Source organism: Amycolatopsis sp. TNS106 (assembly GCF_019330265.1).
In the GTDB taxonomy this organism is placed as follows: domain Bacteria; phylum Actinomycetota; class Actinomycetes; order Mycobacteriales; family Pseudonocardiaceae; genus Amycolatopsis; species Amycolatopsis lurida.
In genome coordinates, this window is sequence record NZ_CP024972.1 from 4,175,715 (window position 1) to 4,200,825 (window position 25,111).

The 25,111-nt window shown below is 69.3% G+C and carries 31 protein-coding genes; 2 read left to right on the forward strand and 29 right to left on the reverse strand.

What is annotated here, in order from left to right:
- Positions 1-3 precede the first annotated feature (3 nt).
- The 11 genes from CVV72_RS18705 to CVV72_RS18755 all read right to left on the reverse strand — a co-directional run bounded on the left by CVV72_RS18705 (position 4) and on the right by CVV72_RS18755 (position 10,705).
- Positions 4-1,080, reverse strand: a complete 1,077-nt coding sequence (locus CVV72_RS18705; RefSeq protein ID WP_219153573.1) for a serpin family protein — start codon at positions 1,078-1,080, stop codon at positions 4-6.
- Between the two features lie 53 nt (positions 1,081-1,133).
- On the reverse strand, positions 1,134-2,402 hold the full coding sequence (locus CVV72_RS18710; protein ID WP_219153574.1) for a deoxyguanosinetriphosphate triphosphohydrolase: 1,269 nt from the start codon (positions 2,400-2,402) through the stop codon (positions 1,134-1,136).
- Positions 2,403-2,441: 39 nt separating this feature from the next.
- A complete protein-coding gene (locus CVV72_RS18715; RefSeq protein WP_219153575.1) occupies positions 2,442-3,095 on the reverse strand; it encodes a YdcF family protein in 654 nt (217 codons plus the stop codon).
- 32 nt (positions 3,096-3,127) lie between these two features.
- Positions 3,128-3,733: a response regulator transcription factor gene (locus CVV72_RS18720; RefSeq protein ID WP_219153576.1), complete on the reverse strand. Its 606-nt coding sequence runs from the start codon at positions 3,731-3,733 to the stop codon at positions 3,128-3,130.
- Positions 3,730-4,926, reverse strand: coding sequence for a sensor histidine kinase (locus CVV72_RS18725; RefSeq protein ID WP_219153577.1), 1,197 nt, complete (start codon positions 4,924-4,926; stop codon positions 3,730-3,732). Before CVV72_RS18725 ends, CVV72_RS18720 begins: the two co-directional genes overlap by 4 nt.
- 15 nt (positions 4,927-4,941) lie before the next feature.
- The gene (locus CVV72_RS18730; RefSeq protein WP_219153578.1) at positions 4,942-5,670 is read right to left on the reverse strand and encodes an ABC transporter permease; all 729 of its coding nucleotides are present in this window, start codon (positions 5,668-5,670) and stop codon (positions 4,942-4,944) included.
- Positions 5,667-6,584 carry an ABC transporter ATP-binding protein gene (locus tag CVV72_RS18735; protein WP_219153579.1) on the reverse strand — a complete coding sequence of 306 codons (918 nt, stop codon included), beginning with the start codon at positions 6,582-6,584 and terminating at the stop codon, positions 5,667-5,669. Before CVV72_RS18735 ends, CVV72_RS18730 begins: the two co-directional genes overlap by 4 nt.
- A gap of 180 nt (positions 6,585-6,764) precedes the next feature.
- A complete protein-coding gene (locus CVV72_RS18740; RefSeq protein WP_034316415.1) occupies positions 6,765-8,153 on the reverse strand; it encodes a glycine--tRNA ligase in 1,389 nt (462 codons plus the stop codon).
- A gap of 91 nt (positions 8,154-8,244) precedes the next feature.
- Positions 8,245-8,907: a class F sortase gene (locus CVV72_RS18745; protein WP_219153580.1), complete on the reverse strand. Its 663-nt coding sequence runs from the start codon at positions 8,905-8,907 to the stop codon at positions 8,245-8,247.
- A gap of 87 nt (positions 8,908-8,994) precedes the next feature.
- Entirely contained in the window at positions 8,995-9,627 is a 633-nt protein-coding gene (locus CVV72_RS18750) for a class F sortase (RefSeq protein WP_219153581.1), read from the reverse strand.
- Between the two features lie 7 nt (positions 9,628-9,634).
- The gene (locus tag CVV72_RS18755; RefSeq protein WP_219153582.1) at positions 9,635-10,705 is read right to left on the reverse strand and encodes a hypothetical protein; all 1,071 of its coding nucleotides are present in this window, start codon (positions 10,703-10,705) and stop codon (positions 9,635-9,637) included.
- A 261-nt stretch (positions 10,706-10,966) separates the two neighbouring features.
- Here CVV72_RS18755 and CVV72_RS18760 point away from each other — a divergent pair, with 261 nt between their 5' ends.
- Positions 10,967-11,350: a helix-turn-helix transcriptional regulator gene (locus CVV72_RS18760; protein WP_125676122.1), complete on the forward strand. Its 384-nt coding sequence runs from the start codon at positions 10,967-10,969 to the stop codon at positions 11,348-11,350.
- A 2-nt stretch (positions 11,351-11,352) separates the two neighbouring features.
- Positions 11,353-11,766: a Fur family transcriptional regulator gene (locus CVV72_RS18765; protein ID WP_034316411.1), complete on the forward strand. Its 414-nt coding sequence runs from the start codon at positions 11,353-11,355 to the stop codon at positions 11,764-11,766.
- Positions 11,767-11,772: 6 nt separating this feature from the next.
- Here CVV72_RS18765 and CVV72_RS18770 read toward each other — a convergent pair whose 3' ends face one another.
- The 18 genes from CVV72_RS18770 to CVV72_RS18855 form a co-directional block, all read right to left on the reverse strand.
- Positions 11,773-12,498: a TIGR03943 family protein gene (locus CVV72_RS18770; protein ID WP_219153584.1), complete on the reverse strand. Its 726-nt coding sequence runs from the start codon at positions 12,496-12,498 to the stop codon at positions 11,773-11,775.
- A complete protein-coding gene (locus CVV72_RS18775) occupies positions 12,495-13,511 on the reverse strand; it encodes a permease (protein ID WP_219153585.1) in 1,017 nt (338 codons plus the stop codon). The genes CVV72_RS18770 and CVV72_RS18775 overlap by 4 nt, the downstream gene beginning before the upstream one ends.
- A gap of 37 nt (positions 13,512-13,548) precedes the next feature.
- Positions 13,549-13,971, reverse strand: a complete 423-nt coding sequence (locus tag CVV72_RS18780) for a hypothetical protein (RefSeq protein ID WP_005158775.1) — start codon at positions 13,969-13,971, stop codon at positions 13,549-13,551.
- Between the two features lie 110 nt (positions 13,972-14,081).
- On the reverse strand, positions 14,082-14,903 hold the full coding sequence (locus tag CVV72_RS18785; protein ID WP_191260061.1) for an isoprenyl transferase: 822 nt from the start codon (positions 14,901-14,903) through the stop codon (positions 14,082-14,084).
- Between the two features lie 39 nt (positions 14,904-14,942).
- The gene (gene recO / locus CVV72_RS18790) at positions 14,943-15,704 is read right to left on the reverse strand and encodes a DNA repair protein RecO (RefSeq protein WP_125676128.1); all 762 of its coding nucleotides are present in this window, start codon (positions 15,702-15,704) and stop codon (positions 14,943-14,945) included.
- A gap of 49 nt (positions 15,705-15,753) precedes the next feature.
- Complete coding sequence (locus CVV72_RS18795; protein WP_219153586.1) at positions 15,754-16,191, reverse strand: CD225/dispanin family protein; 438 nt, start codon at positions 16,189-16,191, stop codon at positions 15,754-15,756.
- A 38-nt stretch (positions 16,192-16,229) separates the two neighbouring features.
- A complete protein-coding gene (locus CVV72_RS18800; RefSeq protein WP_219153587.1) occupies positions 16,230-16,697 on the reverse strand; it encodes a CD225/dispanin family protein in 468 nt (155 codons plus the stop codon).
- A 54-nt stretch (positions 16,698-16,751) separates the two neighbouring features.
- Positions 16,752-17,870 (reverse strand): RDD family protein, encoded by a 1,119-nt coding sequence (locus CVV72_RS18805; RefSeq protein ID WP_219153588.1) that lies wholly within the window; start codon positions 17,868-17,870, stop codon positions 16,752-16,754.
- A gap of 146 nt (positions 17,871-18,016) precedes the next feature.
- Positions 18,017-18,469, reverse strand: coding sequence for a DUF2752 domain-containing protein (locus tag CVV72_RS18810; RefSeq protein ID WP_219153589.1), 453 nt, complete (start codon positions 18,467-18,469; stop codon positions 18,017-18,019).
- The gene (locus tag CVV72_RS18815) at positions 18,466-18,816 is read right to left on the reverse strand and encodes a CD225/dispanin family protein (protein ID WP_034316402.1); all 351 of its coding nucleotides are present in this window, start codon (positions 18,814-18,816) and stop codon (positions 18,466-18,468) included. The genes CVV72_RS18810 and CVV72_RS18815 overlap by 4 nt, the downstream gene beginning before the upstream one ends.
- Positions 18,817-18,841: 25 nt before the next feature.
- On the reverse strand, positions 18,842-19,183 hold the full coding sequence (locus CVV72_RS18820; RefSeq protein ID WP_034316401.1) for a CD225/dispanin family protein: 342 nt from the start codon (positions 19,181-19,183) through the stop codon (positions 18,842-18,844).
- A 156-nt stretch (positions 19,184-19,339) separates the two neighbouring features.
- Entirely contained in the window at positions 19,340-20,239 is a 900-nt protein-coding gene (era, locus tag CVV72_RS18825) for a GTPase Era (protein ID WP_219153590.1), read from the reverse strand.
- Positions 20,239-20,565, reverse strand: a complete 327-nt coding sequence (locus CVV72_RS18830; RefSeq protein ID WP_219153591.1) for a cytidine deaminase — start codon at positions 20,563-20,565, stop codon at positions 20,239-20,241. The genes era and CVV72_RS18830 overlap by 1 nt, the downstream gene beginning before the upstream one ends.
- Positions 20,558-21,910: a hemolysin family protein gene (locus tag CVV72_RS18835; RefSeq protein WP_219153592.1), complete on the reverse strand. Its 1,353-nt coding sequence runs from the start codon at positions 21,908-21,910 to the stop codon at positions 20,558-20,560. The genes CVV72_RS18830 and CVV72_RS18835 overlap by 8 nt, the downstream gene beginning before the upstream one ends.
- 11 nt (positions 21,911-21,921) lie before the next feature.
- Positions 21,922-22,476: an rRNA maturation RNase YbeY gene (gene ybeY, locus CVV72_RS18840; protein ID WP_034316398.1), complete on the reverse strand. Its 555-nt coding sequence runs from the start codon at positions 22,474-22,476 to the stop codon at positions 21,922-21,924.
- On the reverse strand, positions 22,473-23,558 hold the full coding sequence (locus CVV72_RS18845) for a PhoH family protein (RefSeq protein ID WP_034316397.1): 1,086 nt from the start codon (positions 23,556-23,558) through the stop codon (positions 22,473-22,475). The genes ybeY and CVV72_RS18845 overlap by 4 nt, the downstream gene beginning before the upstream one ends.
- Positions 23,559-23,672: 114 nt before the next feature.
- Complete coding sequence (locus CVV72_RS18850) at positions 23,673-24,023, reverse strand: histidine triad nucleotide-binding protein (protein ID WP_034316396.1); 351 nt, start codon at positions 24,021-24,023, stop codon at positions 23,673-23,675.
- A 332-nt stretch (positions 24,024-24,355) separates the two neighbouring features.
- Positions 24,356-25,108, reverse strand: a complete 753-nt coding sequence (locus CVV72_RS18855; RefSeq protein WP_219153593.1) for a 16S rRNA (uracil(1498)-N(3))-methyltransferase — start codon at positions 25,106-25,108, stop codon at positions 24,356-24,358.
- Positions 25,109-25,111 lie beyond the last annotated feature (3 nt).

A 25,111-nucleotide genomic window follows, 5' to 3' on the forward strand; every position in this document is an offset into this window, starting at 1 on the left:
TCCTCACGGCTCGACAACGCGGGCGAGAAAGTAGATCACACCCGTCGAGGCATGCCTGACGAGCAGAAGGAAGGGCCGGTCGACGGCGACTTCCAGGGGTTCGTCGACGATGAGCGACGTCAGCCGCATCAGCACCGCCGTCGCGGCCGCGCCTTCGAGGCCCTGCTCGTCGATGCGGAGCACGGACTGGTGGACGACCTCGGACACTTCGAGCCGGTCGTCGTCGGCGAGCCCGGTGAGGTCGGCGTCGGCGGTGAACATCGTCCGGACGCCGAGGTCCTGGAGTTTCGCCGTCAGCGGGCTGTCGACGTCGAGGTCGAGTTTCGGCAGCGACAGGGCGATGGTCTTGGACCGCGTGTTCTCCAGCAGTCCCGCCAGCTTGCCCGCGTCGAGTTCGGCGTCGTCGAGGTCGCCGTCCGGCAGCAGGACGATCGCCTCCACCCCGCCCTCGGCACCGAGGCGGACGACCTGCCAGCCGTCCTCGTGGGTGTGGTCGAGCTGTTTTTCGAGCCACATCGTCGGCACCGTACGGGTGCCGGACGGCGCGTGGAAGTCCGCGGGCGCGGTGTTGTCACGCGAGAACGGATTGGTCCAGGCGGTTTTGAGATACAGGGCGTTGACGATCGCGGCGACGGTGTCGGGCGCGACGGTCCCCGGCTTCAGCAGTTCGGGGATCAGCTCGCGGGTGGCCTCGGCGACGTCGGCGTTGATCAGCCGTCGCGCGGCCTCCGGATCGTCACCGAACGGGGCGCTCTCGACCTTGCCGCCCGGCCAGGTGGCCAGTTCCGCACGGAAGGAATCCTCCAGCGGCAGCCCGTCCCAGGCCCAGAGCGTGTTCGCGACCGCGAGTTCCGGGCCGTCGTCGAGCAGCGACGAGGCCTTGCCCAGCAGGTCGGCGAGCCCGTCCGGGTCGCCGAGCAGGGCGATCAGCTCTTCTCTGGTCTTCCCCTTGGCGGCCTGCGTCACCAGGCCGAGCGCGCTCGCGATCGAGTACGGCGAGAAGCACGCGTTCTCGGTGCGGCTCGCCAGCACCCGATAGAGGTCCAGACCAAACCGGAGGTGGCTTTCGACAGCGCCCATGTCGCAGACCGTACCGTGGACGGGCCCGCCCGTCTCCTGTCCGAAAGTTCCGTTCAGCCGTGCCTGCCGGTGTGCCAGGCGTGCCACGCGTACGCCTGCGCGTCCGTGAGCGACGCCACCTGGTCGACGACCACGCGAAGCCGGGCCGCGTCGTCCGAGGCGGCTTTCCACGCGGGCAGGAACAGGCCGTCCAGCGCGTCGGGCGCGCGTCGGCACAGCGCGACGACCAGTTCGGCGAGCATCTGGCGCTGGCCGTCCTGCATCGCGAGACGCCGCTTGTCGCTCATCACGTACCGCAGCGCGAGCGCCTTGAGCAACGCGACCTCGGCCGCGACCTGCTCCGGAATGACCAGCTCCGCGGCGTAACGGCTCAGCGGCCCTCCGCCGTACACCTCCCGTGTCGCGCCGACGACCGCCGTCGCGAATCGGCCGACCAACTCGCTCGTCAGCCGTTTCAACGCGACCTGCGCCTTGAGTGATCCATCCAGCCCCGGTTCGCTGAGCTCGGCGACCACCGGCAAGTCGAGCAGTTCCTTCGCCGCACCCTCCAAAGTGGACTGAGACCGGTTCGAGAACCTTCGCGCCGCCTCGGCCACCGCCGCGCGTTCCTCCGCGTCGGCCAGCACCCGCAACGAGATCCGGCCCGCCAGCACCCCGTCTTCGACGTCGTGCACGGAATAGGCGACGTCATCGGACCAGTCCATGATCTGCGCTTCCAAGCAGGTGCGGCGCTCGGGCGCGCCCTCCCGGACCCACGCGAACACCTCGGCGTCATCGGCGTAGACGCCGTACTTCGGATTGCCTTCTTCCCGCTGCCACGGGTACTTCATCGAGGCGTCGAGACAGGCGCGGGTGAGGTTCAGCCCGCCGACGACCCCGTCTTCGAGCAGGACCTTGGGTTCCAGCCTGGTCAGGATCCGCAGCGTCTGCGCGTTGCCCTCGAAACCGCCGCACGGCCGGGCGACCTCGTTCAGCGCGCGCTCGCCGTTGTGCCCGAACGGCGGATGCCCGATGTCGTGCGCGAGACCGGCCGTGTCCACCAGATCCGGATCCGCGCCCAGCTCGTCCGCGATGCCCCTGCCGATCTGGGCGACCTCCAGCGAATGCGTCAGCCGCGTGCGGGGCACACCGCTGACCTCGGCCCCTTCGCCCGGACCGACCACCTGGGTCTTGCCCGCCAGCCGGCGCAGAGCGGCCGAGTGCAGCACTCGGGCGCGATCACGAGCGAAGGCGCTCCGCCCGTCCGCGGCGCCTTCCAACGCCGCGGCCTTGGGCCGCTCGGGCAGCAAGCGCGCCCTGTCGGCCTCGGTGTAGGTGTCCACCCGACCAGACTAAACGTGCTCACCGACACTTATCGGGCGTCAGACCTCGCCGGTACCGAACAGACTGTCCGCCGGCGACTTCGTGAGGCGGTAGTACAGCAGCGCGCCGGTCTCGCGGACGATGTAGCGAGCCTGCGTCTCGCGGGTCTGCACGATCGGGCCCCGATGGGTGGGCGACGTCCAGGTCTCCAGCCCGAGGTCGTCGGCCATCACCCGCGCCCGGAAGGAGTGCCACGGGTCGCTGACCAGCACGGCGGTCTTCCAGCCCCGTTTCTGCACCTGCTCGGCGACCGCGCGGAGGCTCCGCAGGGTGTCGCTGCCCTCGCCGACCGGCAGCGTCGCCGACGGGGGAACGCCCCGTTTGCGCAGCCACTGCGCGCCCGCGTGCGCTTCGGTGTAGTTGTCGTCCGCCTTCTTGCCGCCCGCGGTGACGATCACCTTCGCGACGCCCTGGTCGTACAGCGTCTTCGCCTTGGCCAGCCGGGCCTGGAAGATCTCCGACGGCCTGCCGTTGTACTGGGCCGCGCCGAGCACCACGATGACGTCGGCCCGGTCGCGCACGTCCTCCCGCGCGACCTGCCAGACCCGGAACGCCGTTCCGCCGATCACCGCGACGACGACCAGCAGGAACCCCGCCACTATCCGGCGAACCCAGTTCGCGCGAGTCGGTTTCGTCCGTTCGGCGGTACTCACGTGGGTGATTCTCGCAGAGCACGGAGTCGATCTCAGAGCCAGCCGTGCTCTTCCGCGAGCCGCACCGCTTCGGCCCGGGTCCTCGCCCCGGTCTTGCCCATCGCGGCCGAAAGATGGTTGCGCACGGTGCCTTCGGAAAGGTGCAGGGCACGGGCGATGTCCGCCACCGTGCTGCCGTCCTTGGCGGCCAGGAGGACGTCGTGTTCGCGTCCGGTGAGCGGGCTCGCGCCGGTGGCGAGCGATTCGGCGGCGAGCGCGGGATCGACCACCCGGAGCCCGCCGTGGACCCTGCGGACGGCGTCCACGAGCTGCTCCGGCGGAGCGTCCTTGACGACGAATCCCGCGGCGCCCGCGGCCATCGCCCGCGAGAGATAACCGGGCCTGCCGAAGGTGGTGCAGATGATGATCCGGCACAGCGGGAGCGCGCCGTGCAGTTCGGCGGCGGCTTCGAGACCGTCCTTGCCCGGCATCTGGACGTCGAGGAGCGCGACGTCCGGGGCGGTCTCCTTCGCCCGCTGGAGCACTTCGTCGCCCGAGCCGACCTGGGCGACCACCTCGATGTCGGCTTCGAGGCCGAGCACGGTGGCCAGCGCCCCGCGCACCATCGCCTGGTCGTCGGCGAGCAGGACCCGGATCACGCGCGGCCTCCAGCGGGTTCGGAGAGTGGCGCGAGCGCGCCGCTCCGCAAAGCGGACTCGGGTACCTCCGCCCGGACGAGCCATCCTCCCCCAGGTGGCGTGGTGGCGGTCAAGGTCCCGCCGACCGCGTCCAACCGTTCGGCGAGCCCGCGCAGGCCGTTCCCCGCCGTCGCGTCGCCGCCTTCACCGTCGTCTTCCACTTCCAGCCAGGTCTTGCCGAAGCGGGCTTTCACCCGTTTCGCCCCGGAATGCCGGATCACGTTGGTGACCGCTTCCCGCAGCACGTAGCCGAAAGTGCGGTGCAGGGCGGGGTCGACGTTGTCCACCGCGTGCGGCAGATCCGCGTCGATCTCGGCCGCCCGCAACGCCGCCCGTGCCCCGGCGACCTCCGCCGACAGCGACACCTCGCGATATTCGGAGACCGTGGCCCGGATGTCCGAGAGCGCGCTGCGGGTCAGCCCCTCGACCTCGCGGATCTCCTGCAGCGCCCGGGTGTCGTCCTTGCCGCTCTCCAGGATCCGGCGGGCGAGCCCGGCCTTGACCGTGATGGTGGTGAGACTGTGGCCGAGGATGTCGTGCAGATCCCGCGCCAGGCGCTCGCGTTCGCCCGCCACCGCGAGCGTCGCGATCTCCTGGTTCGCCGCCTCCAGTTTCCGCACCGCGCGGACCAGGTTCGCCATGAAGAACATCGCCGCCGTGATCGACGCGACCGCCACCAGGTCACCGAAGTCGTCCTTCCCGGCGACCAGGTGGACGGCCAGCACCAGCAGCAGGGCGCCGCCGTCCAGGATCACCGCCCACGCCGGTGGCAGCGTGAAGGCCAGCACCGCCGTGGCGTAGATGAGGATGTACGGGTTGTTGTCGTGCAGGAAGACCAGGACGAGGCCGATGAGCAGCATCACCGCTGAAAAAACGTAGGTCGTCGTCCGCCGGGAAGGCCGCAGAACGAGCGGGAACAGCAGATAACAGACGCCGTAGGCGAGCAGGAAACCGGCGATCACCAGTTCTTCCGCGGTGATCCCGTCGGTGGTCAGCTCGATCACCGTGGGAATGAAACTCGGCAGGACGAAGGCGGTGCCGAGCACCGCCCACTTCGCCGGCTTCGGTCCGCCGCCGGTCCGCGGCGGCATGTCCGACCACCAGTTCTCCCGGTTGTCCAAACCCGTTCTCACCCTGCCCGGGTACTCGTTCACCGGTTCACCCTTTTCTCAGACCCGCGCACTGTCCTTACGGTAACGCCTGATCACGAGCGCCCCGAGGACCGCGGTCCACGCCGCCAGCACGCCGAGCGCGGCCGGGAGGCCCACCGTCAGCTGGTCGGTGACGACCGGGCGGACCAGCTGGATCAGCCAGTACGTCGGCGTCACCTGGGCGAGGCCGGCCATCCACGACGGCATCCCGTCGATCGGGATCCACAGGCCGCCGAGGAAACCCATGCCCATCATGACGATCATGTTCAGCGGCTGCATCGACTCCGGCGTGCCGAACTGGCCGAGCAGGAGGCCGAGCAGCACCAGCGGGATCGCACCGAGCCAGCTACCGGCCACGAGCCGCAGCCAGCCGGCGGCGTCGAGGTGGACGCCCTGGAAGAGGACGCCGACCAGCGGGACGACGAGCAGCGACGGAAGGGCGACGAGCATCGCCGACAGCGCCTTGCCGCCGAGGTAACCGGCTCCGGTCAGCGGGGTCAGCCGCAGCTGGCGCTGCCAGCCGGTGGACCGCTCGATGGCGAGTTTCGCGCCGCTCGTCATCGCGGCGGAGAAGGCCCCGAAGGCCATCATGTTGACCATGATCACGCCCGCGAAGTTCGCATCTCCGGCAACGAACACGTTGGCCTGCAACAGGAACATCAGTACCGGGAAGGCCACGGCGAAGAGCACGAACCTGGTCGAACGGAAGGTGCGGACGATCTCGGTCCTGAGGTAGGCCGGGTTCATCGGACGGCTTCCTCTCCGGCGGTCAGGGACAGGAACGCGCCTTCGAGGCCGACGGCGCCGATCTCGATGTCGTGCGCTTCGGGCACGTGGGCCAGCAGCGCCCGCAACGTCGCGTCGGAATCGGAACTGGAGATCGCCACGCGGCCGGCGCGGAGTTCGCATCCGGTGACCGCGGGCAGCGCCGCGATCACCGGTTCCGCCGCCGCGGGCACGACCGCGCGGATCGTGCGTCCCCCGGCCAGCGCGCGGACCTGCGCGACCGAACCGTCCGCGACGATCCGCCCCGACCGCATCAGCACGACCCGGTCGGCGAATTCTTCGGCCTCTTCGAGATAGTGGGTCGCGAACAGGACCGTGCGGCCCGAATTCGTGTACTCGTACATGGACTTCCAGAACTCGCGGCGCGTGCCGACGTCCATCGCGGCCGTCGGCTCGTCGAGGATCAGCAGATCGGGGTCGCTCACGAGCGCGACGGCGAACCGCACGCGCTGCTTCTGCCCACCGGAAAGCCTGGTGGAGCGCCGGTGCGCGATGTCCTCGATCCCGGCGCGGCGCAACGCCTCGCGCACGGGCATCGGCTCGCGATGCAGCGCCGCGACCATGCCGACGGTCTCGGCGACCGTGAGATCCTCGACGAGCGCGCCGCCCTGCAGCATCGCGCCGATCATCCCGTCGCCGACCGCGTCGCCGGGCTCGCGCCCGAAGACGGTCACAGTGCCGGCATCGGGTTTCGAGAGCCCCAGGATCATGTCGACCGTGGTGGATTTGCCCGCGCCGTTGGGGCCGAGGAGGGCGACCACCTCGCCCGGCGCGATCGTCAGGTCCACGCCGTCGACGGCGTGGACGTCGCCGTAGTGCTTACGCAGGCCGGAAAGCCGGACCGCCGCCCCCGCGGTGATGTCTTGTTCTCGCATGCCTCAAGCCTGTCGCGGCCGGGCGGTCCAGGCGTGGGCCGAGCGTCACGACCTGGGGGTGACAGGTGTCAGGGGTGGGCGGGGCCGTCGCGGCCGGGCAAGCGAAGGTGAGTACGTGAAGGCCCCCTTCACTGCGCCTAACGCAATGAAGGGGGCCTTCACATACTTACCAGCCGGAACTCAGGCGCCGATCAGGCGCCCCGCCAGGTAGGACTCCAGCTTGTCGATCGCGACCCGCTCCTGCGCCATGGTGTCACGCTCCCGCACGGTCACCGCGTGGTCGTTGAGCGAATCGAAGTCGACGGTGACGCAGTACGGCGTCCCGATCTCGTCCTGGCGCCGGTAGCGGCGGCCGATCGCGCCGGCGTCGTCGAAGTCGACGTTCCAGTGCTTGCGCAGCGCCGCGGCGACGTCGCGCGCCTTCGGCGTGAGGTCGGCGTTGCGCGACAACGGGAGCACGGCGACCTTGAACGGCGCGAGCCGGTAGTCCAGCTTGAGCACCGCGCGGGTGTCGGTGCTGCCCTTGGCGTTCGGCACCTCTTCCTCGTGGTAGGCGTCGACGAGGAACGCCATCATCGACCGGCCGACACCGGCCGCGGGCTCGATGACGAACGGGCGGAACCGCTGCTTCGTGGCCTGGTCGAAGAACGACAGGTCGACGCCGGAGTGGTTCGAGTGGGTCGTGAGGTCGAAGTCGGTGCGGTTCGCGATACCTTCGAGCTCGCCCCATTCCTGGCCCGCGTTGAACGCGAAGCGGTACTCGATGTCGACGGTGCGCTTCGAGTAGTGGGAGAGCTTTTCCTTCGGGTGCTCGTAGAGGCGGAGGTTGTCCGCCTTGATCCCGAGGTCCTTGTACCACTCGGTGCGCGCGTCGATCCAGTACTGGTGCCAGGTCTCGTCCTCGCCCGGCTCGACGAAGAACTCCATCTCCATCTGCTCGAACTCGCGCGTGCGGAAGATGAAGTTGCCCGGCGTGATCTCGTTCCGGAACGACTTGCCGATCTGGCCGATGCCGAACGGCGGCTTCTTGCGCGCCGCGGTCTGCACGTTGAGGAAGTTGATGAAGATGCCCTGCGCGGTCTCCGGACGGAGGTAGTGCACGCCTTCCTCGGACTCGACCGGGCCGAGGTAGGTCTTGAGCATCATGTTGAAGTCACGCGGCGCGGTGTACTGCCCGCGGGTGCCGCAGTTCGGGCACGGCACCTCGGACAGGTCGTCCTCGGACACCTCCTTGCCCGAGCGGGCGGAGAAGTCCTCGGCCAGTTGGTCGGCGCGGAAACGCTTGTGGCAGGACAGACATTCGATCAGCGGGTCGGTGAAGACGTCGAGGTGACCCGACGCGACCCACACCTGGCGGGGCAGGATCACCGAGGAGTCGAGGCCGACGACGTCGTCGCGGCTCTGCACGACGGTCTTCCACCACTGGCGCTTGATGTTGTCCTTGAGTTCGACACCGAGGGGCCCGTAGTCCCACGCCGACTTGGTACCGCCGTAGATCTCTCCACACGGGAAAACGAAGCCTCGACGCTTGCACAGGCTGACGACGGTCTCAATGGTGTTGGCGGGCACTCCACGCTCCGAAGCATGCGGGGACGGGTATGGACTAGAAGGACCAGACTAACCGCCCGTCCCCGCACGACCTCCGGCGAGGTCGGACCGCTCAGGGCCTGCTGACCAAGGAGGCGGTGACGATGCGGTTGTCCTCGTAACCGTCGGTCCCGCCGACGTACTCGCCACCGCAGGTGACCAGCACCAGCCGGTGCGGCCCGTCCGGCCCGAACAGCTTCTCCGCCTGTTCGGCCAGTTTCGTCTTGTGCACGGTGACGACCTCGCCGATCTTGTAGACCCACTTGCCGCCGTCGGTGTCGACGACGTCGACCTGCTGGCCGGTCTTGAGCCGCCAAAGTTCGTCGAACGGACCCTTCTTCCCCTTCCAGTTCACATGCCCGGAAAGCAGGGACGCGCCCTGGTCGGCGCCCAGTTTCGCGCCCCACCAGGTGGCTTCGTCGAGACCCTCGGGGATGGGGAGGGTCCCGTCCGCGGTCAGCTCCTTGCGGATCAATTTCGCCGTGCCGCCGCCGGGGAGCCGGACCGTGCCGGGCGCCTGTCCCGTGTCGGCCGGGGCCTGCGCCTGCTGTCCCGTCGACGTGTCCGCCTGGCCGGGGGCGGCCGCGACGACCGGATCACTCGTCCTGGTGAAAATCAGCACCGCGACCACGGCCGCCACCACGAAGATCGCGGCGCCGATGAGGATCAACCCCAGGCTGGAGCGCTTTTTCGGCTGCTCCTCGCTCGCCGTGCTGTCGTCGAACTGTCCCACCATCGGGTATTACTCCTTGCTCGCGTCAAGCCGCCGGAGCGGCCGGTGTCGCTAGACACGCGACGCGAGCCGAGAGAGGTTGCACCGATTTCAGGCGGGCGGCCCGGAAACAGGGGTCGCGACGATGACCCGGTTGTCCCGGTAGCCGTCCGTTCCGCCGAGGTAGTCGCCGCCGCAGGTGACCAGCACCAGCCGGTGGGGCCCGCGCTGCGCGAACAGTTTCGCCGCCTGCGCGGGCAGGTCGTTCTTGTGCACCGTGACGACCTCGCGCACGCGATAGACCCAGATGCCGCCCGCCGCGTCGCTGACGGCCACTTCCTGGCCCTCGCGCATCCGCCATAGTTCGTCGAACGGCCCTTTGACGCCGCCCCAGTTGACATGCCCGGAGATCAGCGACGTACCCGCTTCGGCGCCGAGCCGCGCACCCCACCACGCCGCGTCGCCGAGTCCGCGCGGGATCGGGAGGACGCCCTGGGAGGTGACCTCGGAGCGGACGAGTTTCGCCGATCCGCCTTCGGGCAGGCGGATGGTGCCGGGCCGCTGCCCCCGTTTCGCGCTGTCGGCGGGTAGCGCCAGTGGCGCGCCGTCCTCACCCGGCATGACCGCGGGTTCCACGACCGGGATCGCCGCCGGTTCCGGCGGGATCCAGGTCAGCACGATCACGCCCGCTGAGAGGGCGAGCGCGGTGACGACGGCGGACAGTCCCGCCAGCCAGGACCGCACGGGGCCGCTACTTCTCCCGCACCGGCACGGGCTTCCGACGGCGGAGCAGCAGCATGGCCGCGGCGCCGATCACGATGCCACCGCCCAGCAACCCGAGCCCGACCACGGTCCGCGTCGAGTCCGCGGTCTGCGGCGGGATACCGCCCGCGGGCACCGTCCCCGGCACCGCGGGCTGCGCGGGTGCCGCGCCCGGTCCCGTACCGCCGGCGGGCTTCGCCACGAAGTTCCTCGGGATCGCGCAGCTCACGCCGCCGAGCACGACCGTCGTGCGGGCCTCCCGCAGATCCTTGCCCTCCTCGTCGCGCACGTGCGTGACGATGTCCACCTTCCAGCCCGCGACAGCGGTCACGTCACCGGCGCGCCAGCCGTCCTGCCGGATGAGCTGGTCGAAGGCGGTCACGCGGGAGACGGTCAGGTCGGAGGTGGTCTTGTCCTTGCTCAGGCTCTCGTTCTTGACCATCGACGGCGGGCCGAGCTGGAGCCCCTTGACGTCGATACCCGAAGCGCCGGACGGCTTGAGATCGCCGTTCTGGTCCCGTACCCAGATCTTGCCCACGCTCGTCGACGACGTCACCTTGCCCGGCGCGGCACAGTCGACCGAGCTCTTCGCGCCTTCGAGTACCAGCACGGTGTTGTCGATCGGCTTCGCGCCGCCGCGCCCGTTGTCGATCAGGGCGTAGTTGCTTTCCGCGACCGCCGTCGGGACCGTGGTCTGCTGCAGCGCGGCGATCACATTGTGGTCGCGGCTGGCGATACCGGCCGGGAACGGGCTCGGCGCGCCGTAGCGGCCCAGGTTGATGGCCCATTTGTCACCGAGGGTGCTCTGCTCGCCGGCGTCACGCGGGACGACGGTGCGGTCCGGGGAGAGTTTCGACTGGCCGGGAGTCAACGGCGAACGCTGGGTCTCGGTGATCAGCGATCCCGGGTTCCCGATGCGTACCGACGCCACGTTCGCGAACGACACGGGGCCGGTCTTCTCATCGACGGCCTGCGTCGTCTGCGCCGAGGCGAGCCCCGGAACCGACGCCAAAGCGAAGGCCGCCGTCGCGGCGGCCAGCTTCGTCACGAAACGAGTCATGTCTCCCCACTGCCTCTCGGGCTTTCCGAGCGCGGTCGTCAGCGAGAAGCGACGAAACGCTCCGCGACAACCTTGCACCGTTGGCGACGACATGCGAAGTGGAATGGTCATTTCTTCGCGAAGTCACCCGAATGGCGCAGTAACGCCGCCCCCGAGTGGTCGCCCGGTCGGCGAACAGACCACCCGGGGGCGGGAACACTAAGATGGACAGGACTGTTACTGGCAATGACTTCGGAAATCATGATGGACATGGAGGCGGCGATGGCTACGGTGACCCCGGACTCGGCCGCCCCGGGCCTCACGGAAGACCCCGGACCGCATTCGTCGGCCCGTCCCCCCGCCGAACCCGCCGTGTCGGCCTCGCCCGCCGTCCTCGCGGACGCCGGCGACCTGCTCCGGGCACTCGCCGCACCCGTCCGCATCGCCATCGTGCTGCAGCTGCGTAACGCGGACCGGTGCGTGCACGAACTGGTGGACACGCTCGATGTCGCGCAGCCGCTGATCAGCCAGCACCTGCGGGTGCTGAAGACCGCGGGTGTCGTACAGGGTGAGCGACGCGGCCGTGAGGTGGTGTACCGGCTGGTCGACGATCACCTTGCGCATATCGTGGTGGACGCCGTAGCCCACGTTCAGGAGGGGAAGTGAGCATGAGTCCGACGACGGCCAACAGTTCCGCGCCGGTGCCGGGACGCCGGTCGACGAAACAGCGGGCCGCCGTGGTCGAGCTGCTCAAGGAGATCGACGACTTCCGTTCCGCCCAGGAACTGCACGACGAGCTGCGCAAACGCGGCGACGGGATCGGCCTCACCACGGTGTACCGGACGCTGCAGTCGCTCTCGGAGGCGGGCGAGATCGACGTCCTGCGCACCGACACCGGCGAGGCCATCTACCGGCGCTGCTCGTCGCATCACCACCATCACCTGGTGTGCCGGATCTGCGGCAGCACCGTCGAGGTCGAGGGGCCTGCCGTGGAGCGGTGGGCCGAGAAGATCGCCTCGGAGCACGGCTTCTCCGACATCAGCCACACCGTGGAGATCGTCGGGACCTGCTCCAACCACTGACGGGCGTCAGTACTCGTAGGGATCCTTCGGCGCCGGCACCTGCCGCACCGAGGTGAGCGTGAAGTCCGGCATGTAGCTGTTCTCCCGCACCGCGGTCCCCGGCACGACCGTCCCGGTGACCTCCAGCCAGGTGTCGTTCCCGAACCCCGACACGCCCTCGCCCACCATCCGCACGGTGATCGGGAAGGCGTCGGCGGCGCAGCAGCCGATCACCATCCTGGCCAGCATCGTGTTGCCCTCGTTGTGCACCACGAACCCGGACAGCCGCACCGTCCGCCCGTTCAGTGAGCCGCTGGAATCCCAGCCCGCCCGGCTGACGAACTCGTTGACCTCCAACGGGACCACGTCCCCGGCGGGCAGCGGCGGGAAGGCGGCCGCGTTGCTCGCCGAAGCGCTTTGCGGCGCCCTGGCCTCGGTGCGGGTCACCGAGTCGGCGCCCAGCGCGGGCGGCGCGACCAGGAACACGGCCAGCACCGGCACCATCAGCAGCCAGGCCGACCGGGTGTTGTGGTCGTGCGCGTGGACGTCCCCGGACACGGCGGCGGTCGCGCGGGCGGCCAGCAGGTCACGGACGATCGCGACCGCGCCGAGCGCGACCATCACCGCACCGCCGGCGATGATCCACGGCTGCTGCGCGGGTTTGACGTACCGCAGGTAGTCGCCGTTGATCGTGATCTTGAGCAGCGCCCCGCCGAGCAGGATCAGCAGGATGTTCTGGGTCTCGCGTTTCACACGCCACCTCCGAGGATCAGCGTGCCCGAAACGACCGCGCAGCTGAGCGCGACGACGAACGTCACGGGCGCGAACCGCAGGGCGAACGATTTGCCGAAGGTGCCGGTCTGGAGCGCGAACAGCTTCACGTCGATCGCGGGCCCGACCACCAGGAACACCAGTTTCGGCAGCAGCGGCATCGCGGTCAGCGACGCGGCGACGAAGGCGTCGGCCTCGCTGCACAGCGCCAGCACGACGGCGAGCACGGCCATCACCAGCACGCCGAGCACGATCTGCTCCCCCAGCACCCCGAACCATTTGGCGGGTACCAGGACGTTCATCGCGGCGGCGATCATCGCGCCGAGCACCAGGAAACCGCCTGCCTCGACCAGGTCCGCCCGCGCGGTCTCGGCGAAGGTCTTCCAGCGCGAACCGTGCTGAACCTCGGGAAGACGCCGCAGAGCGCGCTCCGCGATCCAGTCGAGCTTGCCCCACTTCGCCCACAGCCAGCCCATCACCATCGCCGTGGCGAGCGAACCGGCGAACCGGGCGAACACCATCTCCGGGTTCCCGGGGAACGCCACCGCGGTGGCGACCAGCACCACCGGGTTCACCGCGGGCGCGGCCAGCAGGAACGTCAGCGCGGCCGCGGGCGCGACACCCTGGCCGATCAGCCGACGGGCGACCGGCACCGACGCGCACTCACAACCCGGCAGCGCGACCCCGGCCAGCCCGGCGACACCGACGGCCGCACCGGCCCGGCGAGGGAGCACCTTCTCCAGTACCCGCGCGGGCACGAACGCCGCGATCGCGCCACTGATCAGCACCCCGAGCACCAGGAACGGCAACGCCTGCACACAGACCGCGACGAACACCGTCGAGCCGGTCCGCAGCGCGGGCACGTCGAACACCTGCTGGAGCCAGCTCTGCCCGAGGATCGCGATCAGCAGGATCGCGCAGAGCACCTCGATCGAGGTGATCTTGAACCGCCGGGCGGGCTTCCGCTCCGGGGCGCTCCTGGAAATGGTTTCCATGCGCGCGATGATGCCAGGTGACCCTGCGTTCCGGCGGTCACTCCCCGGGAGCGGTCCCCAGCAGGTCCGAACGCAGCTGCGACGCCGTCGACACGACCAGCATGAGCAGCGTTCCGAGCGGCGAGGGGTCCATGCCCTCGGCCGGGAACGCGTACCTCAGCGTGATGTCGATGCCCTTCTCCGAGCGCACGACACCGAGCGTCCCGAACAGGCCCTGTCCGGCGCGTTCCGCCGCCGAGGCCGCGATCGCCGGGTCGTCGGGCAGGTCCCAGGCGACGACGCAGGTCAGGCTCAGCACGGTCAGCCCTTCGGCCAGCCGGGTCGCCTGGATGACGCACGGGACGTCCGCGTGCGAGAAGGTCAGCGCGCCGTCGTCGTCGACGTGGACTTCGAGATAGCGCTCGAGGGCTTCCCGTGCCGACGTCAGCAACGCCGCCGTGTCCGCTGCTTCGGTAGTCATGCCGCCTCCGCGGGAAAAAGTACGTCGGCGGTAGTCATGCCGCCTCCGCGGGAAAAAGTACGTCGGCGGTAGTCATGCCGCCTCCGCGGGAAAAAGTACGTCGGCGGGGGTCATGCCGTTCCTTCCGAAGCCTTGTCGATGGCCCCGCCGAACCGGCGGTCCCGTTTCGCGAACTCGAGGCAGGCCCGCCACAGGTGGGTGCGGTCGAAGTCCGGGAAGAGCGTGTCCTGGTAGACCATCTCGGCGTAGGCCGACTGCCAGAGCAGGAAGTTCGACGTGCGCTGCTCCCCCGACGGCCGCAGGAACAGGTCCACGTCCGGCATGTCGGGCTGGTACAGGTACTTCCCGATGGTCTTCTCGGTGACCTTGTCCGGGTTCAGCTTCCCGTCGGCGACGTCCTGCGCGATCCGGCGCATGGCGTCGCCCAGCTCGGCGCGGCCGCCGTAGTTGACGCACATGGTCATGTTCAGCGCCGTGTTGTGCTTGGTCTTCTCCTCGGCGACCTGCAGTTCCTTGATGACGCTCGCCCACAGCTTGGGGCGGCGGCCCGCCCAGCGGATGCGGACGCCGATCGAACCGAGGTAGTCGACCTGGCGGCGGATGGTGTCGCGGTTGAAGCCCATCAGGAAACGGACCTCCTCCGGGCTCCGCTTCCAGTTCTCGGTGGAGAACGCGTACACCGACAGCCATTTGACGCCCAGTTCCACGGCACCGCTGGCGACGTCGATCATCACCGCTTCACCGCGTTTGTGGCCTTCGATCCGCGGCAGTCCCCGCTGGTTGGCCCAGCGGCCGTTGCCGTCCATCACCAGCGCCACATGCTTCGGGAGGAGTTCCTTGGGGATCTCCGGCGGCCGGGCACCGGACGGGTGCGGCTCCGGCGCGCGAAGTTCGAATTGTGACGCCTTGTTCTCGCGTCCCCTGCGCAGCACCTTCGAGCCTCCTGATCGAGCGAATCTGTGCCTGCGACCCTACTGCGCCTGCGTGCTGGTCTCCCGCGCACGCCTCTCCACCAGCGGCAGCGACCGCAGTTGGCGCTCCAGATGCCACTGCAGATGGGCCGCGACCAGGCCGGACGCGTCCCGCCGCGGCACCGGCTGCGAAGCCTCGGCCACTGGCCACTCGCCGTGCAGCAGCGCCGCGAGCAGGGTCAGCACCTCCGGGGAGGGGTGGACACAGCCGGGAACCCGGCAATCCGGGCACATCGAGCCGCCGGCGGACACGCTGAACGCCTTGTGCGGCCCCGGCAGGCCGCAGCGGGCGCATTCGGTGATCGCGGGCGCCCAGCCGGCGTACGCCATGGCCCGCAGGAAGAAGGCGTCGAGGATGAGGGAACTGTCCCGTTCCCCGCCCGCGAGCGCGCGAAGGGCCCCGACGACGAGCATGTAGAGCTTGAGCACCGGCTCGCCCTCTTCGGCGGACAACCGGTCCGCCGTCTCGGCGATGGCGCTCGCCGCGGTGTAGCGCTGGTAATCGGCCACCAGGGGCAGCGCGAAGGCGTCGACCGTCTCGACCTGGGTGATCACGTCGAGGGAGCGGCCGGTGTAGAACTGGACGTCGACGTGCCCGAACGGCTCCAGCCGGGCCCCGAAGCGCGATGACGTCCGACGCACGCCTTTCGCGACCGCACGGACCTTGCCGTGCCGCCGCGTGAGCAGGGTGACGATCCGGTCGGCCTCACCCAGCTTGTGCGTCCGCAACACCACTCCGGTGTCGCGATAGAGGTTCACCACCCCGACATCGTCCCACCCGGGACCGACATCGGGGTGGTGCGCCCCGGAATCAGCAGTAGCTGCCGTAGCAGCTGTACGTGGCCGTCGAAGCCGCGACGATCGAGATGATGATCATCACGATGGCGAAGAGGCAGCCGAGGCCGCCGATGATCGACGCGATCATGCACATGGTCCGTGTCGACCGTGACGCGTCCGCGGCGGCGGCGTAGTTGCCCTGCATCTTGTACGTGTTGACCTCGTTGGACTTCATGATCGCGAAGATCGCGATGATCCAGCAGAGGAAGATGCACCCGATCGCCCAGCCCTTGTAGTCCTTGATGGCGTTGATGTCGCCACCGCCGCCCGGCATTCCGCCCGGAGCGCCGTAAGGGGAAGGCTGGCCGTACGGAGCGGGCTGACCGTAGGGAGCGGGCATGCCACCGGAGGGCGGCCCATAGCCAGGCTGCTGCTGTCCGTAGGGCTGCTGCTGGCCGTAGGGGTTGGTCATGAAAGTGGTCCTCGTTGTTCTTTCGGCTACGGGTCGGGCTAGATGCTCGCGGCGACCAGGACGATCCAGAGAATGGAGAACAGGCAGCCGACCCCGCCGATGATCGAGGCGATCATGCACATGGTCTTGGTCGACTTCGACGCGTCCATGGCGGCAGCGTAGTTGCCCTGCATCTTGTACGTGTTGACCTCGTTGGACTTCATGATCGCGAAGATCGCGATGATCCAGCAGAGGAAGATGCACCCGATCGCCCAGCCCTTGTAGTCGGGGATCGAGTTGATGTCGCCGCCACCGGGCATGCCGCCCGGGGCGCCGTAGGGCGCGGGCTGACCGTACGGCGCGGGCTGACCATACGGCGACGGTTGGCCGTACGGCATCGGGTTCGCGCCGGAAGGCTGGCCGTACGGCGCGGGCGTGGCGCCGGACGGGGGTCCGTATCCGGGCTGAGGCTGCTGGCCATAGGGCTGCTGGCCGGGGCCGGGCTGCTGGCCGTACGGGTTCGTCATCGGGTTCCCCACTTGTGTCGTGCTTCCCGACGGGTGGATCCCGCCGGTCGTTCCTTACTGCTGCGGTGTTCCGGGCCCGTTCGGCCCATCCGCTCCGGGCAACTGCTGCCTCAGCTGCTCCGGGGTGATCTTCTGTGTCGGCTCGGCTTCGTCGAACCCCGACGGCGCCTGCTGAGGCTGCCCCGGGCGGAGGACCTGCGTCGGCTCGGCCTCGCCCAGGGCCGGTCCAGGCTGGGACTCCGAGGACGGCGCCGCGGTTCCCTGCGGCTGCCGGCCGAACGGCTGCGACTGCTGCTGCGGCGCGCCGAACGGCTGCTGCTGTTGCTGAGGCTGCTGGCCGAACGGCGCGGGCGGCGCGGGGAACGACGACGAAGCCGGCTGCGGCGGCTCGGGGAATCCCGGCGACTGACCGAAGGGGGCCGACGCGGGCGCGGCGGCGGCTTCGCCCGGCACGACGACAGTGCTGAGGATCTTGTCGGCGAACGTCTGCTTCTTCTCGTCCCACAGCGGCCAGAGGTAACCGAGACCGCAGACCCAGCCGTCCAGGTTGTGGCACAGGTCCCGGACGAAGGCCATCAGCGGTCCGATCGGCTGCCCGTCGCTTTCGCGGACGAGCTTGATCTTCACGATCTTCTTGCCGAGCGACTGGCCGGTGGTGCCCATCCTGATCCACCGGTTGTAGACGGTCCAGACGAGGCCCGCGAGATAACCGATCCCGGCGATGAACAGGCCGAGCGTGTCAGGCCCCGTCGCCGAGACGATCATGCCGATGATCGGGAGCACGACGATCGGGCCGAAGTCGATGAGGGTCGCGCCCGCGCGCAGGCCCCAGTGGGCGTAGTCGGTCTGCGGGCCGAACTGGGTGGCCTGACCGAACGGCGAGGGCTGGCCCTGCTGCCCGAACGGCGAGGGCTGGCCCGGCTGCTGACCGAACGGCGACTGCGGTTGCGCGCCGAAGGGCTGCGACTGCTGCTGGCCGAAGGGGGACTGCTGTTGCTGTCCGAAGGGCGAGGCCTGGCTCGGCTGCTGCCCGAAAGGCGAGGGCTGGTCTCCCGACGGCTGCTGTCCGAACGGCTGCTGCGGCTGCGGTGACTGCTGCCCGTCCCCTGGCGGGGGCCCGGACCCGGGCGGCGGCTGCTGTCCCGGCGGCTGCTGGCCGTAGGGAGTGGTCATCGAAATCCCCTCGCTGGTTCCTCGCCCCTGGCGCACGGGCCTCGTGCGGCGACCCGGGCTGAATGTACGGCATGGGTACACGCCGAGCAGACCGGTGCGCGGGAGCGTACTCGGTACCACCGACGATCCGGGCCTCGGCCCGGCACTCACACGTAAAGCGAGGTGAAGGGGGCGAAGGGCAGGTTACGGATGACGAACCAGACGACGAACACGACACCGAACGCGAGCGGCGTCCAGCGCCAGTGCAGCCAGCTGTTCACCGCGCGGCCCCGAAGTCTTCCGACCGCCCAGGCGACGGTGCTCCAGACGAGCAGCAGAACGACCACAAAGGACACGGCGTTGTAGTGCAGCGCGGCCGGGATGTCCCCGTGCAGCGCGCTGTAGACCATGCGCATGCCGCCACAGCCCGGGCAGGCGATGCCGAGCAAGGTCTTGGTGGGACAGACCGGAAGCGGCCCGCCCGGAGTGGTGGGATCACCCAGCCAGAGGACGACGCAGCCGAGCCCCGCGCCGGCGGCGATGGCCAGGGCTGGTCCCAGCGCGCGGGCCTTCGCCTTGAACCCGCGCGCCGGGAATCCCGTGTAGACGGACGACGTCACGGCGTGAAGCTTCCCGCCGACGCGCCGATGATGACCATCACCACGATGAAGATGATGTACAGCAAGAAGAGCACGCCGGTGGAGATCGCTCCCCACATGGCCCACTTCTTCGCGTCGTCGGCGGCCTTCTGGGCTTCGGCGTAGAAGCCCTGCGACCACAACGTCTGCACCTGGCTCGACTTCACGATCGCCACGATACCCAGCGGCAAGCAGCACAACACCGTGCAGAGAATGGCCCACACCAGGTTGTTGTCCGGCGGCGGGCCGTAGTTCGGCATGCCACCGTAGTACGGCTGCTGCGGCGGTGGCCCGCCCGGAGGCGGGTAGTTCGGGTACTGGTCGGTCATGAGGTCTCCCCCTCGATCGCCTCGATCAGCGGTAGGTGTTCGGGTCGACCGAGGTCGCGAAGACGCCGAGCACGACGAAGAAGACGACGTACAGGATGGCGAGCACGACACCGACGATCGCCGCGATGATCGACCACTTCTTGGCCGCGTCGGCCGCTTCCTGTGCCGCGGCGGGCTGGCCCTGCGCCCAGAGGGTGTTCACCTGGTTCGCCTTGACGATGGCGACGATACCGAAGGGCAGGCAGCACAGGATCGTGGTGAGGATGGCCCACACCAGGTTGTTGTTGGGCGGCGGGCCGGGGTTGTTGAAGCCTCCACCACCCTGAGGGTCGCCGGAGTAGTTGGGCAGGCCCTGGTTGTCGGTCATTTACCGCTTTCCCTTCACGAATGAGATGTGGAAATCGACCCGGACGCCGCCGCCCGATCAGCGATCACCGGAGTCAAGGGTTGAGACTCTAAGGTCACCCGTCCGGTTCCACATCATCAACCGGTCTCCGCGACCGAATCGAGACATTCCGTTCAGTCAGAAGCCCAGCCGTCGCAACTGACGGGGGTCGCGCTGCCACTCTTTGGCGACCTTGATGTGCAGGTCGAGGTAGACCTTCGAGCCGAGGAGCCCCTCGATCTGCTGCCGGGCGCGGGCGCCGACGTCCTTGAGCCGCTCACCCTTGTGCCCGAGGATGATGCCCTTCTGGCTCGGTCGTTCCACATACAGGAACGCGTGCACGTCGATCATGTCGTCCCTGCCCTCGTGGGGCAGCATTTCCTCGACGGTGACGGCGATCGAGTGCGGGAGTTCGTCCCGGACACCCTCCAGCGCGGCCTCGCGGATCAGTTCGGCGACGAGGGTCTGCTCGGGTTCGTCGGTGAGTTCGCCGCCCGGGTACAGCTGCGGGCCTTCGGGAAGGTGCCGCACCAGCAGGTCCGAGAGCGCGCCGACCTGGAAACCGTCCACAGCGGACACCGGGATCAGCTCGGCGAACTCCATGACCTCCTGCAGGGCGAGCAGCTGCTCGGCGACCTGCTCGGGCTTCACGAGGTCCGTTTTGGTGACGACGCCGATCATCGGGGTGCGCTTGGCGATCTTCTTGAGTTCGGCGGCGATGAACCGGTCACCGGGACCGACTTTTTCGTTGGCGGGCACGCAAAGCCCGACAACGTCCACTTCGGACCATGTCGAGTGGACGATGTCGTTGAGCCGCTCGCCGAGCAGGGTCCTCGGCCGGTGCAGCCCCGGCGTGTCGATGATCACCAGCTGGGCGTCGTCGCGGTGGACGATGCCGCGGATGGCGTGCCGGGTGGTCTGCGGCTTGCTGGAGGTGATCGCCACCTTGCTGCCGACGAGCGCGTTGGTCAGCGTCGACTTGCCCGCGTTGGGCCGTCCGACGAAGCAGGCGAATCCGGAACGATGCGGCTCGGCCATCAGTTCAGCACCTTGCCGCTGGGATCGGCCAGGTGGATCGGGGCCTTCTCGGCGATGTCACGCACCGCCTGCACGGACGCCTCCTTGAGGAGGCCTTCGGCCGTGACGACGACGGCGGCCTCGATTCCTTCGGCTCCGCTCGAAACGGCGGCGGCGACGGCGGCCTGCAGCGCGGTGAGCTTGAACGACGGCTGGTCGACCGTGCTCGCCGCGTAGGTGCGGCCGTCGGTGTCGCGGAGCGCGGCGCCCTCGGCGGCCTGGGTGCGGGCTCGCGCGGACCTGGCCAGGGTCACCAGCTTCTGGTCTTCGGCGTCCAGCTCAGGCATGTTCGACACTCCTGTCACTTTCATCGGGCTGCGGGACCCGGGTCCGGCGCCTGCCCTGGGCAGAGTCGGTCACCGCGTCCGCGTCGGCGGGGTGGACGACCACCGTGGTGATCCGCATCCGCCCGCGCCGGTCCTTACCGCCTTCGGCGAACAGCCGAAGTCCGGCGACCTCGGCTTCGGCCCCCGGCAGCGGGACCCTACCCAGTCGCTCGGCGAGCAGCCCGCCCACGGTCTCCACGTCGTGGTCTTCGAGGTCGATCCCGAACAGTTCGCCCAGGTCGTCGATCGAGAGCCGGGACGAGACGCGGACCGCGCCGTTTTCGAGTTCTTCGACCTCGGGTCGTTCGTCGGTGTCGGATTCGTCGGTGATCTCGCCGACGATCTCTTCGAGGATGTCCTCGATGGTGAGCAGGCCGGCGGTGCCGCCGTACTCGTCGACGGCGATCGCCATGTGGTTGTGGGAGACCTGCATCTCCTTGAGCAGGTCGTCGAGCCGCTTCGAGTCCGGGACGAAGCTGGCCGGGTTCATCAGCTCCTCGACCTGGCGCTGCGAGCCGCCCTCGGCCATGTACGCGGGCATGAGGTCCTTGATGTTGACCACGCCCACCACGTCGTCGACGGAGTCGCCGATCACCGGCAGCCGGGTGAACCCGGTCCGCAGGGCCAGCGCGAGCGCCTGGCGCACGGTCTTGTCGTGCTCGATCCAGACGATCTCCGTCCGCGGCACCATGACCTCGCGCGCGACGGTGTCGCCGAGCTCGAACACCGAGTGGATCATCTCGCGTTCGGATTCCTCGACGACGCCGCGTTCCTGGGCGAGGTCGACCAGCTCCCGCAGTTCGACTTCGGAGGTGAACGGGCCTTCGCGGAAGCCGCGGCCGGGGGTGATGGCGTTACCGAGGACGATCAGCAGCCTGCTGAGCGGGCCGAGGATCGACCCGAGGACACGGACGGGTCCCGCGACGACCAGGCCGATCCGGTACGGGTGCTGGCGGCCGAGGGTGCGCGGGCCGACGCCGATGATCACGTAGCTCACCACGACCATCACGCCGGCGGCGACGACCACGGCGAGCCACAGCGGCCGGATCCAGCCGAGGACGTCGACGGTGACCAGCACGGTGGCGGTCAGCTCGCAGGTCATCCGCAGCAGCAGGATCAGGTTGATGTGACGGCGGCGTTCGGCGATGACCAGCGCAAGCTGACGCGCGCCGGGACGCCCGAGCCGGACGAGACCGTCGGCGCGGGCCTTGGAGACCGTGCTGACCGCCGCGTCGGCGGCCGCGAACACCCCGGCGAGCAGGATCAGCGCGATGGCGATGATCAACAGGGCCGCGGGACTACCCATTCCGGCGCCGCCTAGGCCGGGGGTTCGTCGGCGGGCACGGCGTCGAGACCGGCGGTCCCGAGGAGCCTGTCGTCCGCGGAACGCTGCGCGTCGCGCTTGTTGAGCGCGGCCACGGCCGCCTGGAACTCGCCGAGGATCCGCTTCTGCAGGCCGAACATCTCACGTTCCTCGGCGGGCTCGGCGTGGTCGTAGCCGAGCAGGTGCAGCACGCCGTGCGTGGTGAGCAGGTGCAGCTCGTCGATCAGCGAGTGCCCCGCCGTCTTGGCCTGGTCCTTCGCGAACGCCGGGCACAGCACGATGTCGCCGAGCAGCGCGGGCGAGGCGTCCGGCGCGTCGGGGCGGCGCGACGAATCGAGCTCGTCCATCGGGAAGGCCATCACGTCGGTGGGGCCGGGCAGGTCCATCCACCGCTCGTGCAGATCCTCCATCACCTCGAGGGTGACGAGCAGGATGGACAGCTCGGCGAGCGGGCTGACCTCCATCTTGTCGAGCGCGAACCGGGCGGCCGACACGATGGAGGCCTCGTCGACGTTCACGCCCGATTCATTGGCGATCTCGATGCTCATGAACGGCGTTGCCCTTTCCAGCCGTTGCCCTTGTCCTGGCTGTCCTGCAGCGCCTGCCACTTCTCGTACGCGTCGACGATGTCGCCGACCAGCTTGTGCCGCACCACGTCCTGGCTGGTGAGCTGGGCGAAGTGCAGGTCCTCGACACCTTCGAGGATGTCGCGGACCACCCGCAGGCCGCTCTTCTGGCCGTTGGGGAGGTCGACCTGCGTGACGTCGCCGGTGACGACGATCTTGGCGCCGAACCCGAGCCGGGTGAGGAACATCTTCATCTGTTCCGGCGTGGTGTTCTGCGCTTCGTCGAGGATGATGAACGCGTCGTTGAGGGTGCGGCCGCGCATGTACGCCAGCGGCGCGATCTCGATGGTGCCCGCCTGCATCAGCCGCGGGATCGACTCGGGCTCGACCATGTCGTGCAGCGCGTCGTAGAGCGGGCGCAGGTACGGGTCGATCTTCTCGTTGAGCGTGCCCGGCAGGTAGCCGAGGCGCTCACCGGCTTCGACCGCCGGGCGGGTCAGCACGATGCGGGTGACCTGCTTCGCCTGCAGTGCCTGGACGGCTTTCGCCATGGCGAGGTACGTCTTGCCGGTACCGGCGGGGCCGATGCCGAAGACGATCGTGTGCTTGTCGATGGCGTCGACGTAGCGTTTCTGGTTGAGCGTCTTGGGCCGGATCGTCTTGCCGCGCCGGGAGATGATGTTCATGCTCAGCACTTCGGCCGGTGACTCGTGGTCACCGGTGGAGAGCATGCCGACGGTGCGGCGGACGGTGGCCGGGTCGACCTGCTGACCGCGGCCGGCGAGCGTCACGAGCTCGGCGAAGACACGCTCCGCGAAGGCGACGTCGGCGGGGGCGCCGGTCAGGGTGACCTCGTTGCCCCGGACGTGGACATCGGCGGCGAGGAGTTCCTCGGCGACGCGAAGGTTCTCGTCCCTCGAGCCGAGCAGGCTGAGCGCGGCGGCGTCGGGGATGGGGAATCGGGACTGGGCCGCCTCGGTGATCGCGGCCTCGTCGGTCTTCGTCGGGATGACGTCCGCGGGAACGTCGGGTCGGGCGGCTTCACCCGGTACGGTTCCGGCCACGTGGCCTCGGGCCTACTTCCTGCGCTTACGCTGCGATTTTCAACGACAGTGACAAGTCCGATGTTACTGGTTGCGGGGGTCGGCACGCAGTCCGGTTTCCGCGGGGCGCGCGCCTCAGCGGCCGAAATGCCCCAGCTGCTCGCCGCCGAGCACGTGCGCGTGCACGTGGAAGACGGTCTGCCCGGCGTCACCGTCGGTGTTGAACACCACCCGGTAACCGGACTCGGCGATCCCCTCGATCTCCGCGACCTTACGGGCCGTCGAGGCCACGTCGGCGAGGAGTTGCGGGTCGCCCGAAGCCAGCTCGGCCAGGTTCCGGTACCGCTTCTTCGGCACCACGAGCACATGCACCCGAGCCTGCGGCGCTATGTCCCGGAACGCATACGTCGTCTCGTCCTCGTACACCTTCTCGGAAGGGATCTCCCCCGCGATGATCCGCTCGAACAACGTCTCCGCGTCACTCATCCCCCCACCCTATCCCCACCCCCGCGCCGCACCCGCGTGCGCGGATGGACGACACGCGTGACCACACGGACGACACGCGGCGGATTTCGGGGTGCGGCAAGGAGCGAAGGCCGGAAATGAAGATGCCGCGGCGCGGTGGGCCCTGGGGGTCGGCCCACCGCCGCCGCGGCTCCGCCGGACCGAGGGGGGAGGTGCCCGGCGGGGATTCACGCGCGCGACCGGGCTTCATCCCCAGTGGCGCGCCGAAACCGTGTGTTGCGCGTCAGTTAACGAGAGTAACGGCTGTTTGCGTGATCGCGCCATAACTCGCCGCAAATTAGTGGGGTGTTTTTTCACTTCCAGCGTTCCGTGAGAACCCCTAGCGCGCCGAGTGCCACGGCGGCTGCGGTGGAGGTGCGCAAAACGGTGGGGCCCAACCGAATGGCGGTCGCGCCGGCGTCGGTGAGGGTGCTCAGTTCTTCGTCGGTGATGCCGCCTTCGGGCCCGACGACGAGGAGGATGTCGCCCTGTGCCGGGAGTTCGATCTCGGTGAGGCGGGTGGTGATGCCGGATTCGAGGACCAGCGCCCGGGAAACGGTCTGGGCGAGCTCGGCGAGTTCGCGGGTGGTGACGGGCTCGGCGACTTCGGGGACGTGGGCGCGGCGGGCTTGTTTGGCGGCGGCGCGGGCGGTGGTGCGCCAGCGGGTGAGGGCTTTGTCGCCGCGGGTTCCTTCTTCCCAGCGGGCGACGCTGCGCGCGGCGCGCCAGGGGACGATGGCGTCGGCGCCGGCCTCGGTGGCGAGTTCGACGGCGAGTTCGCCGCGGTCTCCCTTCGCGAGCGCCTGGGCGACGATGACGCGCAGGGCGGGTGGTTCCTCGGTCCAGTGTTCTTCGATGGCGAGGGTGAGCGCCGCGTCGCGGCCCGCCTGGACGGCCTCGACGACACAGCGCGCCATGCCGCCTTCGCCGTCGGAGAGCACGAGACGTTCGCCGACGCGCAGGCGGCGGACGGTGGCGGCGTGCCGGGCTTCCTCACCGTCGAGCGTGGTGCGCCCGGAGCCGGGCAGCGCGGCGGTGAGGAAGACCGGCAGTGTCGTCTCGGGCACGGG

Bases quoted from the DNA above. Each gene is read 5' to 3' on its own strand.
- CVV72_RS18705 (WP_219153573.1), bottom strand. From the start codon at position 1,080: ATGGGCGCTGTCGAAAGCCACCTCCGGTTTGGTCTGGACCTCTATCGG.
- CVV72_RS18730 (WP_219153578.1), bottom strand. From the start codon at position 5,670: ATGAACCCGGCCTACCTCAGGACCGAGATCGTCCGCACCTTCCGTTCG.
- CVV72_RS18735 (WP_219153579.1), bottom strand. From the start codon at position 6,584: ATGCGAGAACAAGACATCACCGCGGGGGCGGCGGTCCGGCTTTCCGGC.
- CVV72_RS18745 (WP_219153580.1), bottom strand. From the start codon at position 8,907: ATGGTGGGACAGTTCGACGACAGCACGGCGAGCGAGGAGCAGCCGAAA.
- CVV72_RS18755 (WP_219153582.1), bottom strand. From the start codon at position 10,705: ATGACTCGTTTCGTGACGAAGCTGGCCGCCGCGACGGCGGCCTTCGCT.
- CVV72_RS18760 (WP_125676122.1), top strand. From the start codon at position 10,967: ATGGCTACGGTGACCCCGGACTCGGCCGCCCCGGGCCTCACGGAAGAC.
- CVV72_RS18765 (WP_034316411.1), top strand. From the start codon at position 11,353: ATGAGTCCGACGACGGCCAACAGTTCCGCGCCGGTGCCGGGACGCCGG.
- CVV72_RS18775 (WP_219153585.1), bottom strand. From the start codon at position 13,511: ATGGAAACCATTTCCAGGAGCGCCCCGGAGCGGAAGCCCGCCCGGCGG.
- CVV72_RS18780 (WP_005158775.1), bottom strand. From the start codon at position 13,971: ATGACTACCGAAGCAGCGGACACGGCGGCGTTGCTGACGTCGGCACGG.
- CVV72_RS18795 (WP_219153586.1), bottom strand. From the start codon at position 16,191: ATGACCAACCCCTACGGCCAGCAGCAGCCCTACGGACAGCAGCAGCCT.
- CVV72_RS18800 (WP_219153587.1), bottom strand. From the start codon at position 16,697: ATGACGAACCCGTACGGCCAGCAGCCCGGCCCCGGCCAGCAGCCCTAT.
- CVV72_RS18805 (WP_219153588.1), bottom strand. From the start codon at position 17,870: ATGACCACTCCCTACGGCCAGCAGCCGCCGGGACAGCAGCCGCCGCCC.
- CVV72_RS18815 (WP_034316402.1), bottom strand. From the start codon at position 18,816: ATGACCGACCAGTACCCGAACTACCCGCCTCCGGGCGGGCCACCGCCG.
- CVV72_RS18820 (WP_034316401.1), bottom strand. From the start codon at position 19,183: ATGACCGACAACCAGGGCCTGCCCAACTACTCCGGCGACCCTCAGGGT.
- era (WP_219153590.1), bottom strand. From the start codon at position 20,239: ATGGCCGAGCCGCATCGTTCCGGATTCGCCTGCTTCGTCGGACGGCCC.
- CVV72_RS18830 (WP_219153591.1), bottom strand. From the start codon at position 20,565: ATGCCTGAGCTGGACGCCGAAGACCAGAAGCTGGTGACCCTGGCCAGG.
- CVV72_RS18835 (WP_219153592.1), bottom strand. From the start codon at position 21,910: ATGGGTAGTCCCGCGGCCCTGTTGATCATCGCCATCGCGCTGATCCTG.
- ybeY (WP_034316398.1), bottom strand. From the start codon at position 22,476: ATGAGCATCGAGATCGCCAATGAATCGGGCGTGAACGTCGACGAGGCC.
- CVV72_RS18850 (WP_034316396.1), bottom strand. From the start codon at position 24,023: ATGAGTGACGCGGAGACGTTGTTCGAGCGGATCATCGCGGGGGAGATC.